We start from the raw sequence: 13,279 nt of genomic DNA, 5'->3' as shown, positions 1-13,279 counted from the left end.
CGTCGCCCGCCGGCCTGCCGCAGGGCCGCAGGCTGGCGGGGTTCTTCGGGTTGCCGACGTCGGATCGTCGCACGCAGCGGCGGGTGCGGGCGCTGCTGACCGGGTATCTGCTCGCGCAGCTGGCCGGCGACAAAGCCTACCGGGCGTTCGCCGACCCGCAGCTGCGGCTGCCCGCGACCGAGCCGCTCGATCACCCGCTGCAGCCCGCTACCCCGCAGGAGAAGTTCGTCGCGCTGCTGAAGTAGGCCCGCCCCGGGGAGGCGGTTCATGCGGTGGCCGAGCTCGCCCGTTACGATACGTCTGTCGCCGCTCAGGCGGACGACGGTCCGGCTCGAGCCCTGCCCCGACGACGAGGTTGGCGAGATGACACAGCGCACGCGCAATCTCCGCTCAGTGCGCTCAGTGCGCTCAGTGCGCTCGGTGCGCTCGGTGCGCTCAGTGCGCTCGGTGCGTGAGGTGACGCCGACGCTGCGGTTTCGCACCATTCACGGCTATCGACGGGCTTACCGGATCGCCGGCTCGGGCCCGGTGATTCTGCTGATTCACGGAATCGGTGACAACTCCACCACCTGGGAAACCGTGCAGGCCAAGCTGGCCCAGCGGTTCACCGTCATCGCCGTCGACCTGTTGGGCCACGGGCAGTCGGACAAGCCGCGCGCCGACTACTCGGTGGCGGCCTACGCCAACGGAATACGCGATCTGCTGTCGGTGCTCGACATCGACGGCGTCACGGTTCTCGGCCATTCGCTGGGCGGCGGCGTGGCGATGCAGTTCGCCTACCAGTTCCCGCAACTGGTCCACCGGCTGATCCTGGTCGCTAGCGGAGGAGTCACCAAAGACGTCAACATCGTGCTGCGCTGCGCCTCACTGCCGATGGGCGGCGAAGCGCTGGCGTTGCTGCGGCTGCCGTTGGTGCTGCCCGCGCTGCAGGTCGCCGGGCGCACCGTCGGCCGGGTACTCGGGTCCACCCGATTGGGCCGCGACCTGCCCGACGTGCTGCGGGTGCTGGCCGATCTGCCCGAGCCGACGGCCTCCACGGCGTTCACCCGCACCCTGCGGGCGGTGGTGGACTGGCGTGGCCAGCTGATCACCATGCTGGACCGCTGTTACCTGACGGAATCGGTTCCGGTGCAAATCATCTGGGGCACAGAAGATGTGGTGGTGCCGGTCAGTCACGCGCAGATGGCGCACGCGGCGATGCCCGGTTCCCAGTTGGAGATTTTCGAGGGTGCCGGGCACTTCCCGTTCCACGACGACCCCGACCGCTTCGTCGACGTCGTCGAGCGGTTCATCGACACCACCAAGCCCGCCGAGCACGACTCCGAGCAGCGTCGTAAGCTGCTGCGCACCGGTGGTGGTGCGCGAACGGTCTCCGGCCCGCTGGACACCCGCGTTGCGGTGTTGAACGCCATCGGCGCCGACGAACGCAGCGCCACCTGAACTCAACGCCGGCCGCACGCCGTCATGCCTGACGACGGTTGTCAGGCTTGGGTTTTCGAGCTGGACAGCGCCGACCCGTCGGGCGCCGCACTGGGCACCGCCCGGGCCGACGCCGCGGTGGCAGGCTTTCTCGGCAGAAACACCGCGGGAACATACGCCAACGCCACCACGAACACGGCCACCACGAACGTCGCGGTGTAGGCGTGTGACAAGTCGTGCAGCACGTTGGTCATGAAGTCGGGCGCCAACGCCCGGCGCGGTATCGCCGACGGATCGGGCGACACACCGCGTCGCGCCGCCTCTTCGCGGATAATCGCGAGTTTGTCTGCGGCGGTGACGTTTTTGCTGCGGTTGAACTGGCTGGTTAAGATCACCGACATCAACGCCATGCTGATCGACCCCGCCACGTGGTGGTTGACGTGGATCAACGCCGAGCCCCGGGCGATCTGATGCGGCGCGAGGCTCTGCACCGCGGCTGCGATCAGCGGCACGGTGGTGCACCCCACGCCCATGCCTATCATTGTCAGCCCAACCAGCAGGACGGGTCTGTAGCCCGCGTGCGTCGAAATGCCGTAGGCGAAGGTGGCCACGCCGGCGCCGATCAGGGTGATGCCGCTGACGACGATCACCCTGGGGCCGCGCCGGTCCATCAACCACCCGGCCAGCGACAGGGTCAGGATCGCACCCAACCGCTCCGGCATCATGTGCACCCCGGATTGCAGCGGTGTCTGGTGCAGCAGCTGCTGAAGGCAGCTGGGGATGAGCACCACGACGCCGACAAACGCCGACCCGGCGAGCAGCATCCCCCCATTGGCGGCGCTGACCGCCCAGTTCCGGAAGAGCCGCAGGTCGATCAGCGGGTGGTGGGTCCGGTAGAGCGCATGCACCACGAACCCGCCGATCAGCACCACCCCGACGGCTGCTGGTAGCCATACGTGGTGGTCGGCGAGCGTGCCGCGGCCCGGGATGGACGACACGCCGTACAACAGCGCCGCCAGCCCGGGCGACAACAGCAGCATCCCGACGATGTCGAACGGCTCGGATGAGGTCGCGCGATCCCGCGGCAAGACGATCGCCGCCGCGACGGCCGCGGCCACGCCGATCGGCAGGTTGATGCCGAAGACCCACCGCCAGCTGTAGCTGTCGATCATCCAGCCACCCAGCACCGGCCCGGCCAGCGAGCCGAGCAGCATCGCGACACCCAGGATTGACATCAGCCGCCCGACGCGTCGCGGACCCGCGTGGCGGGCCAGTATGGTGCTCGCCAGCGGCGCCAGCATGCCGCCGCCGAGGCCCTGGATCACCCGAAACGCGATGAGCAGGGTGATGTTCGGCGCCGTCGCGCACAGCATCGATCCCGCCGTGAATGCCAGCACCGACGTGATGAACAGCCGCTTGGTGTCGAACCGGTCGGCGGCCCAGCCGGCCAGCGGCACGACGGTGGCCAGCGCCAGGGTGTAGCCGGTGACGGTCCACGCGACGACGGCCTGGGTCGAATCGAATTCGGTAATGAAGGTGCGCTGCGCAACGCCGACGACCGTGGTGTCCAGGATCGCCATCAAAGCCGCCAGGGCGCAGACGCCGGCGATCCGCAGCAGCCGGGCATCCAGCTTGTCCGCTCGGTCGGCCTCGCCGGGCGTCGTCGATGTCGACTGCTGACGAGGTCGCGGACTGGACGTGGGCTGCTGCATCACGCCCAGGATAGGCCGGTGTCCACCCGGCCTTGGATAGGCCACGCACCCTCGGTCTCGACGAGGCTGCTGGGCCTACCCTCCTGGCCTGTCTGGCCGGTGAGCTCAGCCGGGGGTGCCGTCGGTGCCGGCGGTACCGGCGGTACCGGCGGTGCCGGGCGTGGTGCCGGTGGGACCGGTGCCGCCGGCTCCGGCATTGCCGCCGGCCGCGCCGCTGCCGGCCGCGCCGTCGGGTGTGCCGCCGTTGCCGCCGTCGCCGCCGTGGCCGCCGTTGCCGCCGTTGCCGCCGGTGCCGGTGCCCGTCGGGTCGCCGCCGTGGCCGCCGTTGCCGCCGGCCGCGCCGTTGCCGCCGGCGCCGCCGTCGCCCTGCGCACCGGCGGTCCCGGTGGTGCTGGTGCCGCCGGCGCCGCCGGCGCCGCCGTTTCCGCCGGTGCCGCTGTCACCGCCGTTGCCGCCGAGGTAGCCGTTGCCGGTTTGCGGGTTGACACCGCCGCTGCCACCGTTGCCGCCGGCGCCGGCTTCGCCGCCGGCGCCACCGACACCACCGGCCCCACCGGTCCCGGCATCAGAGCCGCCGCCAGCGCCGCCGATGCCACCGTTGCCGCCGTCACCGCCGCTGCTGCCGTTGCCGCCGGCCGCCTCCAGGTGGCTGGTTCCGGCCGTTCCGTCGCCGCCTTTGCCGCCGGCGCCCCCGGCTCCACCGGCCCCGCCGTTGCCGTCGCTGCCGGCCGTGCCGTCGGTGCCGCCGCCGGTGGCTGTGCCGCCGGCACCGCCGGTGCCGCTGTGTCCGCCGGCGCCACCGGCGCCGCCGTTGCCGCCATTGAGGCCGGTGCCGGTACTGCTGACGCCCCCGGCCCCGCCGGCCCCGCCGGCCCCGGCTTTGCCGCCGTCACCGCCGGCGCCGCCGTTCCCGGCGGTCTCGCCGTCCGACGCGCCACCGGCTCCGCCGTTACCACCGGTACCGCCAGCCCCGCCGGCGTAACCGTTGCCGCCGGCTGCGGTCGAGGTGCTGGTGCCGGTGTTACCGGCGCCGCCTTCGCCGCCGACGCCACCGGCACCGCCGTCACCGCCGTCGCCGTTGGTGCCGGCTGCGCCGTCACCGGCCCCGCCGGTGCCGGCCGTGCCGGCCGTGCCGCCGGCGCCGCCGGTGCCGCCGTTACCGGCGTTGCCGCCGGCCAGGCCGTTGCCGGTGCTGTCGACGCCGCCCTTGCCGCCGTTGCCGCCGGCCCCGCCGGTGCCGCCGTTGCCGCCGTCGCCGGCGTTGCCGCCGGTGCCGGTGTCGGAGGTGCCGCCGTTTCCGCCGGTGCCGCCGGCGCCGCCGGTGTCGCCGTTGCCGCCGTTGCCGCCGACCCCGTGCGCCGGGCTGACGCCGTCGTAGCCCGCCTTTCCGGTGCCGCCGGTACCGCCGTTGCCGCCGTTGCCGCCGGCGGCGCCGTTGGTGCCGTCGCCACCGTTGCCGCCGTCGCCGCCGGCGTGACCCACCGAGCCTGTTGTCCCGTTCCCGCCGTTGCCGGCGTGCGGGTCGGTGAAGGTGCCGGACGTGGCGCCGGTGCTGTTGCCGCCATTGCCGCCGGCACCGCCGCCGGCGCCGCCGTCCCCGCCGTCGCCACCGGTGTAGGTGCCGTTGCCGCCGTCACCGCCGTGACCGCCTGCGCCGGGGGTCCCGAGGTCAAGCGGGCCCGCGTTTCCACCGGCGCCGCCGGTGCCACCCGCACCGCCCAGGCTGATTCCGGTGTCGGCGCCGTTGCCGCCGTTGCCGCCGGCGCCGCCATTGCCGCCGTGCCCGCCGGTAAGCCCGGCGTTCGCGCCGGCGCCGCCGGCGCCGCCGGCGCCGCCCTCGCTGTAGACGGTGCCCGCCGCGACGCCGGTGCTGCCGGTGGCGTCCACCCAGCCGGTCGCGTCGCCGCCGTTGCCGCCAGCCCCGCCGTTCTGAAGGCTGGCACCGGCGCCGCCGGTACCGCCGTCACCGCCTTCGTACGTGCCGGTGCCGCCGTCGCCGCCGACACCGCCGATGCCGCCGCTGCCGCCGGTGCCGCCGTCACCGCCGAAGGTCTGCACCGCGTCGTCGCTGGTGGGCGCGTTGCCGCCGGCGCCGCCGGCGCCGCCGGTGCCAATGGTCCCGCTCGCGACTCCGCCTGCGTTGCCGCCGTAACCGCCGTGGCCGCCGGTGGCACCGGCGACCAGTCCGGTGGCATCCCCGCCGGCGCCACCGTCGCCGCCGTCGACACCGGCGATTTTCCCGGTGGAGCTGCCACCGTTGCCGCCGCCTCCGCCGTAGCCGCCGGTGTCGGTGCCGGTGCCGCCGGCGCCGCCGTTGCCGGCGGTGCCGCCGGCGCCGTCGGCGGCGTTGCCGCCGTTGCCGCCGTCACCGCCGGCGCCGCCGGTCAGACCTTCACCACCGGCGCCACCATTGGCGCCGTTGCCGGTGACACCGCCGACAATGGTTTCACCGGTCTTACCGGTGGTGCCGCCGTTGCCGCCGTCGCCACCGTTGCCGCCGTCGCCGATGTAGTCGCCGCTGCTGTTTTTGGCTGCATCACCGCCGGCGCCAGCGGCGCCGCCGTTGGCGGCAATCCCGGCGTGGCCGTGTTTCCAGAAGTTGGCGCCGGCCGCGCCGCCGTTGCCGCCATCGCCGCCGTTGCCGCCGTTCGGGTCGGCGGCGGTACCGGCGGCACCGGCGCCGCCGGTGCCAGCCTGGCCGCCATCGCCGCCGTCGCCGAGATGGAACGCGCCCCGACCGCCGGCGCCGCCGTTGCCGCCGTCGCCGCCGTCGCCGTGGTTGACGCCAGCGGTGCCGGCGATGCCGTCGCCGCCGTGGCCGCCGCTGCCGCCGTTGCCGAACATCCAGCCCACCGCTCCGCCGCCGGCCCCGCCATCGCCGCCGGCACCGTCGTCGACGCCGGCCACACCGGCACCGCCGTTACCGCCAGCGCCGCCGTTGCCCATGAAGGAGCCGCCGGTTCCGCCGGCGCCACCGTCGGAGCCGTCGAAACCGTTACCGCCGGCGCCGCCGTTGCCGAAACCGAGCGCGTTGCCGCCAGCACCGCCGTCGTGGCCGGCCAGATTGCTGTCCCAGCCGGCACCGCCGTCGCCGAACCACAGGCCGCCGTCGCCACCGTCGGGATGATCCGGCGTGCCGGCGACACCGTTGCCGATGAACATGTAGCCGGCCGGGGCGAAGTGGTTGATGGCGCCGTCGACCGCTTCACCGAGCGGGTTGTTGATCCAGGCCTCGCCAAGGGTGTGCAGCGGGGTGTAGATCAAGGTGTCGACCAGTTTCGTCAGGCCGAGGTCGTGACCCGCCGCGACGCCTGGGAGCATGTCGAAGGTGTCCAACGTCGCCGTCAGATCGGGCGGCGTGACATCCGGCTGGATAATGCCGGAGAGCCAGTCGAAGTTGAACAGGTCGTCCAAGAAGTCGGCGTGCGCCCGCGGCGCAGTCGCCAGCGGGGTCATCCCGAACGCCAAGAACGCGGCTGCGGCGCTGCTGGCACCGATCATCCGGTCACGGCGGCGCAGTCCAGGATTGCTCTGAGGGGCACGCTGGCTGCTGGTGTGACGACGGCTCATGTGCGAACACCTTTCCGATCGGCAGGATTGGTTGAACGTTGGGACTCTTCAGCGCAAGCTAATATAGCCGCTGTCACTCGTCAGGACAACCCTATCGGCAACGCCGTTCGGCTTTTCAGGGTAAAAGTCCAGCGTCTAGCACCCAGGGCAGCACCGCGGATTGGGGCCAGCAGACCGAAAACTCAGCGGTAAACATCGTTGAACACTTGCGTCTAAGGCGCTGCATAGGTACCGTACTCCACGCGCCACCTCAAGCTAACTAAAGACGATCCGCGAAGGTGACCACCAACACAAAGGAGACGGCCGTGCAGTCAGCCCTTCAGCCTTACGCCACCGCAGGTGTTGCGATCGTGGGCGCCAGCCTCATCGCAGTCACGCCGGTGGCCGCGCCGTTGCCGGACGTTCACGAGCTCCGCGAGGTGGCACTCACCGCCGGCGGTGCCACCGACCCGTTCATCGAGCAGTTCAACACCGCGTCCGAGGACGCCTCGCTGCTGCTCAACAACCACGCGTTGGCCCCGCACGTGGGATGGCAGCAGATCCTGTTCAATCACAACGGCTTCGTCCAGAGCTTCCTCGACGACCCGTCGAAACTGCCGACCCTGGTCGAGACGGCGCAGGAGAACGCGAAGTCGGTGATGTCGGCCTTCACCCTGCTCAACGCCGACGACGCCACGGTGAGTACAACGGACACCTTCACCTTGGGCAACTTCCATGGTCTTATCGGGGAGCTGCTTCCCAGCTTCTTGCCGTCGAGTGTCAACGCCGAAGCGGTGACGTCGATCGTCAACTTCTTGTCCTCGCCGGCAAGCGGGATGATGATCGGCATGCTGGGCCCCCTGATCAGCCCCTGGATCTCGCTGGGGAACAGCATCAGCGACCACGACGGTCTCAGCGCGACGCTCGCCAACTTCCTCGGCGCCTTCTTCAACGGCGCCACCCTCAACCTCGACAGCCTGCTGCCGACGATCAACGATGCGCATATCCTGCCCGCGCCGATGGAGATCACCTCGCTGAGCTACGCGTTCGGCGGGCTGTTCAGCACCGGCGAAGTAGCAGCCGGCCCCTGGCACCTGTACGGATATGACTCCACAACCCCCATTGCCACGGTCCCCGCGGTCGGCGGCTCGATGCTCAACAGCCTGGGCGCTGACCTCGTCGGTGTCCCCCTTCTCCACACTCTCGATCTCACAGCCCACCCGCTCGGCCCGATCGGCGCCGAGATCGGCTGGTCAGAGCTCGTCGGGCAGCTCCTCGGCACAGACTGGAACGGCAAGAATAAGCCGGCCACCCCGCCGGGGGTCTTGACCCACTTCCCCACCATCCCCGACACCTTCTTCGGCGGCACCGACAGTTCGAGCGCAAGCGCCGCCGGCGCCGACCTGATGAACCAGCTGGGCGACGGCCTCACCCAGCTGCTCAGCGGCGCCGGCTTTAGCGACATCTTCTAGCCGCTAACGGGGAGGTGACTTCACCCGGCGGGTCGGGCAGGCACTGTGGCTTATCCGGTCGGCGGGGATGTCGCTAGGGTTGCAGCAATCAGGATGATCCGCTCGATGGTTGAGGTGACGACATGGCGGACTACAACCTGCCCGGCGAGACCACCCTGGTCGACCTGCTGCAGCGGCGAGCCGAACAGTATCGAGACAAGGCGGCGTTCAGCTTCTCCTACCACGGCGACGACGAAGACACCAGCCAGCTGACCTACCAGGAACTGGACACCAGGGCCCGTGCGATCGGGTCCAACCTGCAACAACAGGGCGCCGCGGGCCAGCGGGTGCTGGTGTTGTGCCGGCCAGGTCTGGACTTCATCGCCGGCTTCTTCGGCTGTCTCTACGCGGGCGCCGTGGCCGTGCCGGTGCACCAGAAGCTGGCTCCGCGCCTGGCGGTTGTGGTCCCCGACGCGCAAGCCGGCTTCGCTCTGGCCACCGCCGACACCAGAGCCAACACCAAGGCCGCGGTCGACGATCTGGCCGAAGGGCAAGCCCTGCGGTGGTGTGTGATCGGCGACGCGGCCGAAGACGCCGGCAGGTGGGTGGCGCCGGACGTCGACGCGGACTCAGCCGCGGTGATCCAGTACACATCGGGCTCCACTCGCTCACCGAAGGGTGTCGTGCTGAGCCACCGCAACCTGCTGCACAACGTGGAGGCCAGCCGGCGGGCGTGGAACGGTGATGACACCGCAGTCGGGGTGTTCTGGCTGCCGCCACATCACGACATGGGTCTCATCGGCGCTATCCTGCACATGCTCTACGTCGGGGCCACGACCTACCTGATGTCGCCGACCGCGTTCATCAAGCGCCCGATGCAGTGGCTGGAAGCCATGTCCCGGCATCGCGGCACCTTCACCTGTGCACCGAACTTCGCCTACGACATGTGCGTTGAACGCAGCACCCCGGCGGAGCGTGCGGCACTGGATCTGTCCAGCCTGACCACCGCCATGAACGGCGCCGAACCGGTGCGTGCCGCGACGCTGGCGGCTTTCGCCGATGCCTTCGCCCCGGCGGGTTTTCGGCTGGAGTCATTTTCTCCGGTGTACGGGCTGGCCGAGGCCACCCTGCTGGTCTCCGGCGGATCGGATTCCGCGATACCGGGAGTTCGATACGTCGATCGTGACGCCCTGGGCGAGGACCGCATCGTCGACGTGGCGCCGCAGGATCCCAACGCCGCACCGTTCGTGGCCTGCGGCCGGCCCCAAGGCGACCAGCAGGTGCTCATCGTCGACCCGGTGACCCGCAGGCCATGCGGACCGGACGAGGTCGGTGAGATCTGGCTCGCCGGACCCAGTGTCGCCCAGGGGTATTGGCGAAGGCCCGAGGAGACCGAGCAGACATTCTCGGCCTTCCTGGCGACGGACGATCCGCACGCGGCTCGCGGGCCGTTCGTACGCACCGGAGATCTGGGATTCCTGTGCGCGGGCGAGCTGTTCGTCACCGGTCGCGTCAAGGACCTGGTCGTCATCGACGGGCACAACTACTACCCCAACGACATCGAGTTCACCGTGCAGGGCTGCGATCCGGCGCTGGTGGCGGGCCGCGGTGCGGTGTTCGTGGTGACTCCGGCTGGACTGGGCGCCGTCGAACACCTGGTCGTCGTGCAGGAGGTCGACGGCGCTCGGGTCGGCCAGGTCGACCTCGACGCCGTCGTCGGCGCCATCCGGGCCGTGGTCGCCCAACAGCATGGCATCGCGGCGCACACGGTGGTCCTGGTGGAGCATGTGTCGCTGCCCACCACAACCAGCGGCAAGATCCAGCGAGGCCAGTGCCGGCAACAGTTCCTCGACGGCGACCTCAAGGCGGTGGCGCAGTGGAGCGCGCCGTCGTCGCCCGACGAGGACATCCCGTCGCTGGAAGACGTGGAGTCGGCGGCCCGACTTGCCGCGATCCTGCAGGCAGCGTCCGCGTTGAGGCAGGTATCCCCCCAGGTCTGAATCCCAGCAACGCCGCCAACGGGGGGCCCGCACGTGCAAGCACACCCTCGAAGAGCGGCATCGACGAGCGATGTCACTGGCCGGCGGTAAGCTCCCCGCATGGAGCCGGACAACCTGGAAGCGCGAGTCGCCGCGCTGGAAACTCACGTGCGTCAGCTCGACACGCGGGTGCGAGCCAGCGAGCAGGATGCCGCAGCTGCTCGTGTCCTCGCCGGCGCTGCTGATCGTGACGTCAGCGAGTTCGGTAGGGAGCTACGTGACTTTCGCCAAGCCACCGTCGCCGGGCTTAACGCCCTGCGCGAGGACATGAACGACCTGCGCGGGAACATGAACGACCGTTTCATCCAAGTAGACAACGGGTTTATCGAGATGCGCGGTAAACTCGACGCCGCGGCGACAGGTCAGCAGCACATCGTTGCACTCCTCGAGGGCTTGGCCGGCGACCAGCACCAGGACGGCCCGGCCGAGCCGTAGAGCGTCGGCGTTGCGGCAGGCATCCTCCCACGCCTGAATCACTCAACCCCCGCGCAGGAGCGCCGACACATCTATCAGTCAAGTGCAAGCACGGCTCGAAGAGCGGCATCGACGGCTTGCATCTCAACGGCCTTGAGTCGGCCGACGAACTCGCCGAGTCGGTGCTGCGGATCGATCACGGTGAGCTGCTCGACGATTACCCGGGTTTTGACGTCGCCGATCGTGATTTCCGGTCGAAACGACGCTGGGCGCCGGCCGGTCGAGGTTGGCGCGATGATCCACGTGGACAGGGGGAGATCGTCGGACTGAACTACGACGGCGTAGCGGGTCCCCGCCTGTTCGTGACCGCGGGCATCCTTGGGTGCCCGCAGGCGATAGAGGTCACCACGCACGGATGGCATCCATCTCGGCCGCCAGTTCGCGCGAGGCAGCGACATCTTCGGGGTCATCCCGTAATTGCTCGGCCTCGGCCCGTAGCCGCGCCCGGCGGCGTGCGTGTTCGGCGTCGAGGATGGCCTTGCGAGCTGCCTCAGAGCGCGACTGCCCTTCGCTGGTCAGCGACGTCAAGGCCTCCTCCACCGCCGAGTCAATGCGGATCGTCAGCGTTCCCATACGACGAATTGTAATACGTCTCGCAGTGGTCGCTGGGACGGCCGGTGGTGGCCAAGCGATGTCACCGGCCGGCGGTAGGCTCCCCACATGGAGCCGTCGAACCTGGAAGCGCGAGTCGCCGCGCTGGAAACTCACGTGCGTCAGCTCGACACGCGGGTGCGAGCCAGCGAGCAGGATGCCGCGGCTGCTCGTGTCCTCGCCGGCGCTGCTGATCGTGACGTCAGCGAGTTCGGTAGTGAGCTACGTGACTTTCGCCAAGCCACCGTCGCCGGCCTTAACGCCCTACGCGAGGACATGAACGATCTACGCGGGAACATGAACGACCTGCGCGAGGACATGAACGACCGTTTCGCCCACGTAGACAACGGATTTATCGAGATGCGCGGCAAACTCGACGCCGCGGCGACAGGTCAACAGCACATCGTTGCACTCCTCGAGGGCTTGGCCGGCGAACAGCACCAGGACGGCCCGGCCGAGCCGTAGGAACTGTCGCACCCGCCGTCGTCAACTGCGGGTCGTTCGCGGCGCCATGACCAGCCGGACGTCGTGGTCGGCTTTGATCAGCTCGCCGGCCATCCCGGCAAGCCGTCGATAGGGTCCATCGCGACCGCTGGTGGAGCGAAACACCAGCCCGATGCGCCGGCTCGGGCGCGGAGCGGCAAAGTAGGCCAGCCCGAGCCTGCTGCGTTCGGCTTCCACCGGCACCGCGGTCTGCGGGATCAGCGTCACCCCCAGCCCGCCGGTCACGCACTGCACGGCAGTCGACAGTGACGCCGCCCGGGTGTTGGTCAGCTCGGGTCGCACGCCTGCCTTGTGGCAGATGTCCAGAGCCTGGTCGCGCAGGCAATGCCCCTCGTCGAGCAGCAGCAGCGGCAGCTCTGCCAGCGCGGCCGGCGATACCCGGCGTTTGCCGGCCAACGGGTGGCCCGGTGGCAGCGCAAGCACGAAGTCTTCGTCGTAGATCGCAATCTCGGTGACCCCGTTGGCCTGCGCCGGCAATGCGATCAGCGCCGCGTCCAACGCACCTTCGCGCAGCGCCGTCAGCAGGCGTGCGGTCTGATCCTCGATCACCCGAAGCGTCAGCTCCGGCAGCCGGTCCGCCAATCCGGCCAGCACGGTGGGTAGCACGTACGGCGCCACCGTCGGTATCAGGCCCAGCCGCATCGTGCCGTGCAAGGGATCGGAGACGCCAGCGGCCGCAGCGCAGAAGCGGGTCGCCGCCTCGATGACGGCTTGCGCATGCGGCAGCAGCAGTTCGCCTTCGGCCGTCAGGAAGACCCGCCGAGTGGACCGCTCGATCAGCTGGACCTCGAGGCCCGCCTCCAACGACGAGAGCGCCTGCGACAGCGTGGACTGGCTGACGCCGAGACTGGCTGCGGCAAGGCTGAACTGGTGTTTCTCGGCAACCGTCGCGAACGCCCGCAGGCCCGCGAGCGTGGGTCGATAACTTTTATCGGTCATGGCTATGAGTATAGAAGATGATATAGCCGTTGGCTCATAGTATGTGGTAGGGTCGCCAACGGTGGGCGCGGGTCCGCAGCGCCCCAGACGTCAATCACAAGGAGTGACATGGCACTGCTGACCATCGGCGACAAGTTCCCGGACTACCGACTCACCGCACTCATCCCCGGTGACCTGTCCAAGGTCGACGCCCAACAACCGGAGGACTACTTCACCACGATCACCAGCGACGACCACCCGGGTAAGTGGCGGGTGGTGTTCTTCTGGCCCAAGGACTTCACCTTCGTCTGTCCGACCGAGATCGCGGCGTTCGGCAAGCTCAACGACGAATTCGCTGACCGCGATGCGCAGGTCCTCGGCGCCTCGATCGACAGCGAGTTCGTGCACTTCCAGTGGCGGGCCCAGCATGAGGATCTCAAGACGCTGCCGTTCCCGATGCTCTCCGACATCAAACGCGAGCTGGTCGAAGCGACCGGGGTGCTCAATGCCGACGGCGTCGCCGACCGGGCCACCTTCATCGTCGATCCCAACAACGACATCCAGTTCGTGTCGGTGACCGCCGGGTCGGTCGGCCGCAACGTCGACGAGGTGCTGCGGGTGC

11 protein-coding genes and 1 pseudogene are annotated in these 13,279 nt (G+C 69.9%); 7 read left to right on the top strand and 5 right to left on the bottom strand.

Annotated features, from left to right (window positions below; translation table 11 throughout):
- Nucleotides 1-245, top strand: a pseudogene (locus AC2VOP_RS21680) (hypothetical protein); the annotation flags it as partial.
- Between the two features lie 118 nt (nt 246-363).
- The gene (locus AC2VOP_RS21675; RefSeq protein WP_486962878.1) at nt 364-1,440 is read left to right on the top strand and encodes an alpha/beta fold hydrolase; all 1,077 of its coding nucleotides are present in this window, start codon (nt 364-366) and stop codon (nt 1,438-1,440) included.
- Between the two features lie 41 nt (nt 1,441-1,481).
- On the opposite strand, the gene AC2VOP_RS21670 is transcribed toward AC2VOP_RS21675, so the two are convergent.
- Both AC2VOP_RS21670 and AC2VOP_RS21665 read right to left on the bottom strand, forming a co-directional pair.
- Nucleotides 1,482-3,131, bottom strand: a complete 1,650-nt coding sequence (locus AC2VOP_RS21670) for a DHA2 family efflux MFS transporter permease subunit (protein WP_486962877.1) — start codon at nt 3,129-3,131, stop codon at nt 1,482-1,484.
- Between the two features lie 105 nt (nt 3,132-3,236).
- Nucleotides 3,237-6,701: a PGRS repeat-containing protein gene (locus AC2VOP_RS21665; RefSeq protein WP_486962876.1), complete on the bottom strand. Its 3,465-nt coding sequence runs from the start codon at nt 6,699-6,701 to the stop codon at nt 3,237-3,239.
- 305 nt (nt 6,702-7,006) lie between these two features.
- On the opposite strand from AC2VOP_RS21665, the gene gjpA reads away from it, so the two are divergent.
- The 3 genes from gjpA (at nt 7,007) to AC2VOP_RS21650 (ending at nt 10,605) form a co-directional block, all read left to right on the top strand.
- A complete protein-coding gene (gene gjpA / locus AC2VOP_RS21660; RefSeq protein ID WP_486962875.1) occupies nt 7,007-8,152 on the top strand; it encodes an outer membrane porin GjpA in 1,146 nt (381 codons plus the stop codon).
- A 122-nt stretch (nt 8,153-8,274) separates the two neighbouring features.
- A complete protein-coding gene (locus AC2VOP_RS21655) occupies nt 8,275-10,131 on the top strand; it encodes a fatty acyl-AMP ligase (protein ID WP_486962874.1) in 1,857 nt (618 codons plus the stop codon).
- Nucleotides 10,132-10,230: 99 nt separating this feature from the next.
- Nucleotides 10,231-10,605, top strand: coding sequence for a hypothetical protein (locus AC2VOP_RS21650; RefSeq protein WP_486962873.1), 375 nt, complete (start codon nt 10,231-10,233; stop codon nt 10,603-10,605).
- Nucleotides 10,606-10,679: 74 nt separating this feature from the next.
- On the opposite strand, the gene AC2VOP_RS21645 is transcribed toward AC2VOP_RS21650, so the two are convergent.
- Both AC2VOP_RS21645 and AC2VOP_RS21640 read right to left on the bottom strand, forming a co-directional pair.
- The gene (locus AC2VOP_RS21645; protein WP_486962872.1) at nt 10,680-11,006 is read right to left on the bottom strand and encodes a type II toxin-antitoxin system PemK/MazF family toxin; all 327 of its coding nucleotides are present in this window, start codon (nt 11,004-11,006) and stop codon (nt 10,680-10,682) included.
- Entirely contained in the window at nt 10,987-11,217 is a 231-nt protein-coding gene (locus AC2VOP_RS21640; protein WP_486962871.1) for a hypothetical protein, read from the bottom strand. Before AC2VOP_RS21640 ends, AC2VOP_RS21645 begins: the two co-directional genes overlap by 20 nt.
- 87 nt (nt 11,218-11,304) lie before the next feature.
- Here AC2VOP_RS21640 and AC2VOP_RS21635 point away from each other — a divergent pair, with 87 nt between their 5' ends.
- Nucleotides 11,305-11,700, top strand: a complete 396-nt coding sequence (locus AC2VOP_RS21635) for a hypothetical protein (RefSeq protein WP_486962870.1) — start codon at nt 11,305-11,307, stop codon at nt 11,698-11,700.
- Nucleotides 11,701-11,721: 21 nt separating this feature from the next.
- Here AC2VOP_RS21635 and AC2VOP_RS21630 read toward each other — a convergent pair whose 3' ends face one another.
- The gene (locus AC2VOP_RS21630; protein WP_486962869.1) at nt 11,722-12,678 is read right to left on the bottom strand and encodes a hydrogen peroxide-inducible genes activator; all 957 of its coding nucleotides are present in this window, start codon (nt 12,676-12,678) and stop codon (nt 11,722-11,724) included.
- A gap of 108 nt (nt 12,679-12,786) precedes the next feature.
- Between AC2VOP_RS21630 and AC2VOP_RS21625 the strand changes: the two genes are divergently transcribed.
- On the top strand, nt 12,787-13,279 hold a 493-nt coding region (locus AC2VOP_RS21625; RefSeq protein WP_486962868.1), incomplete at its 3' end, for a peroxiredoxin.

Source organism: Mycobacterium sp. TH-M106 (assembly GCF_057473765.1).
Note: the sequence above shows the minus strand (reverse complement) of the source record. Positions and strands in the feature narration are given on the sequence as shown.

Bases quoted from the DNA above. Each gene is read 5' to 3' on its own strand.
- AC2VOP_RS21670 (WP_486962877.1), bottom strand. From the start codon at position 3,131: ATGCAGCAGCCCACGTCCAGTCCGCGACCTCGTCAGCAGTCGACATCG.
- AC2VOP_RS21650 (WP_486962873.1), top strand. From the start codon at position 10,231: ATGGAGCCGGACAACCTGGAAGCGCGAGTCGCCGCGCTGGAAACTCAC.
- AC2VOP_RS21665 (WP_486962876.1), bottom strand. From the start codon at position 6,701: ATGAGCCGTCGTCACACCAGCAGCCAGCGTGCCCCTCAGAGCAATCCT.
- AC2VOP_RS21630 (WP_486962869.1), bottom strand. From the start codon at position 12,678: ATGACCGATAAAAGTTATCGACCCACGCTCGCGGGCCTGCGGGCGTTC.
- AC2VOP_RS21645 (WP_486962872.1), bottom strand. From the start codon at position 11,006: ATGCCATCCGTGCGTGGTGACCTCTATCGCCTGCGGGCACCCAAGGAT.
- AC2VOP_RS21655 (WP_486962874.1), top strand. From the start codon at position 8,275: ATGGCGGACTACAACCTGCCCGGCGAGACCACCCTGGTCGACCTGCTG.
- AC2VOP_RS21640 (WP_486962871.1), bottom strand. From the start codon at position 11,217: ATGGGAACGCTGACGATCCGCATTGACTCGGCGGTGGAGGAGGCCTTG.
- AC2VOP_RS21675 (WP_486962878.1), top strand. From the start codon at position 364: ATGACACAGCGCACGCGCAATCTCCGCTCAGTGCGCTCAGTGCGCTCA.
- AC2VOP_RS21635 (WP_486962870.1), top strand. From the start codon at position 11,305: ATGGAGCCGTCGAACCTGGAAGCGCGAGTCGCCGCGCTGGAAACTCAC.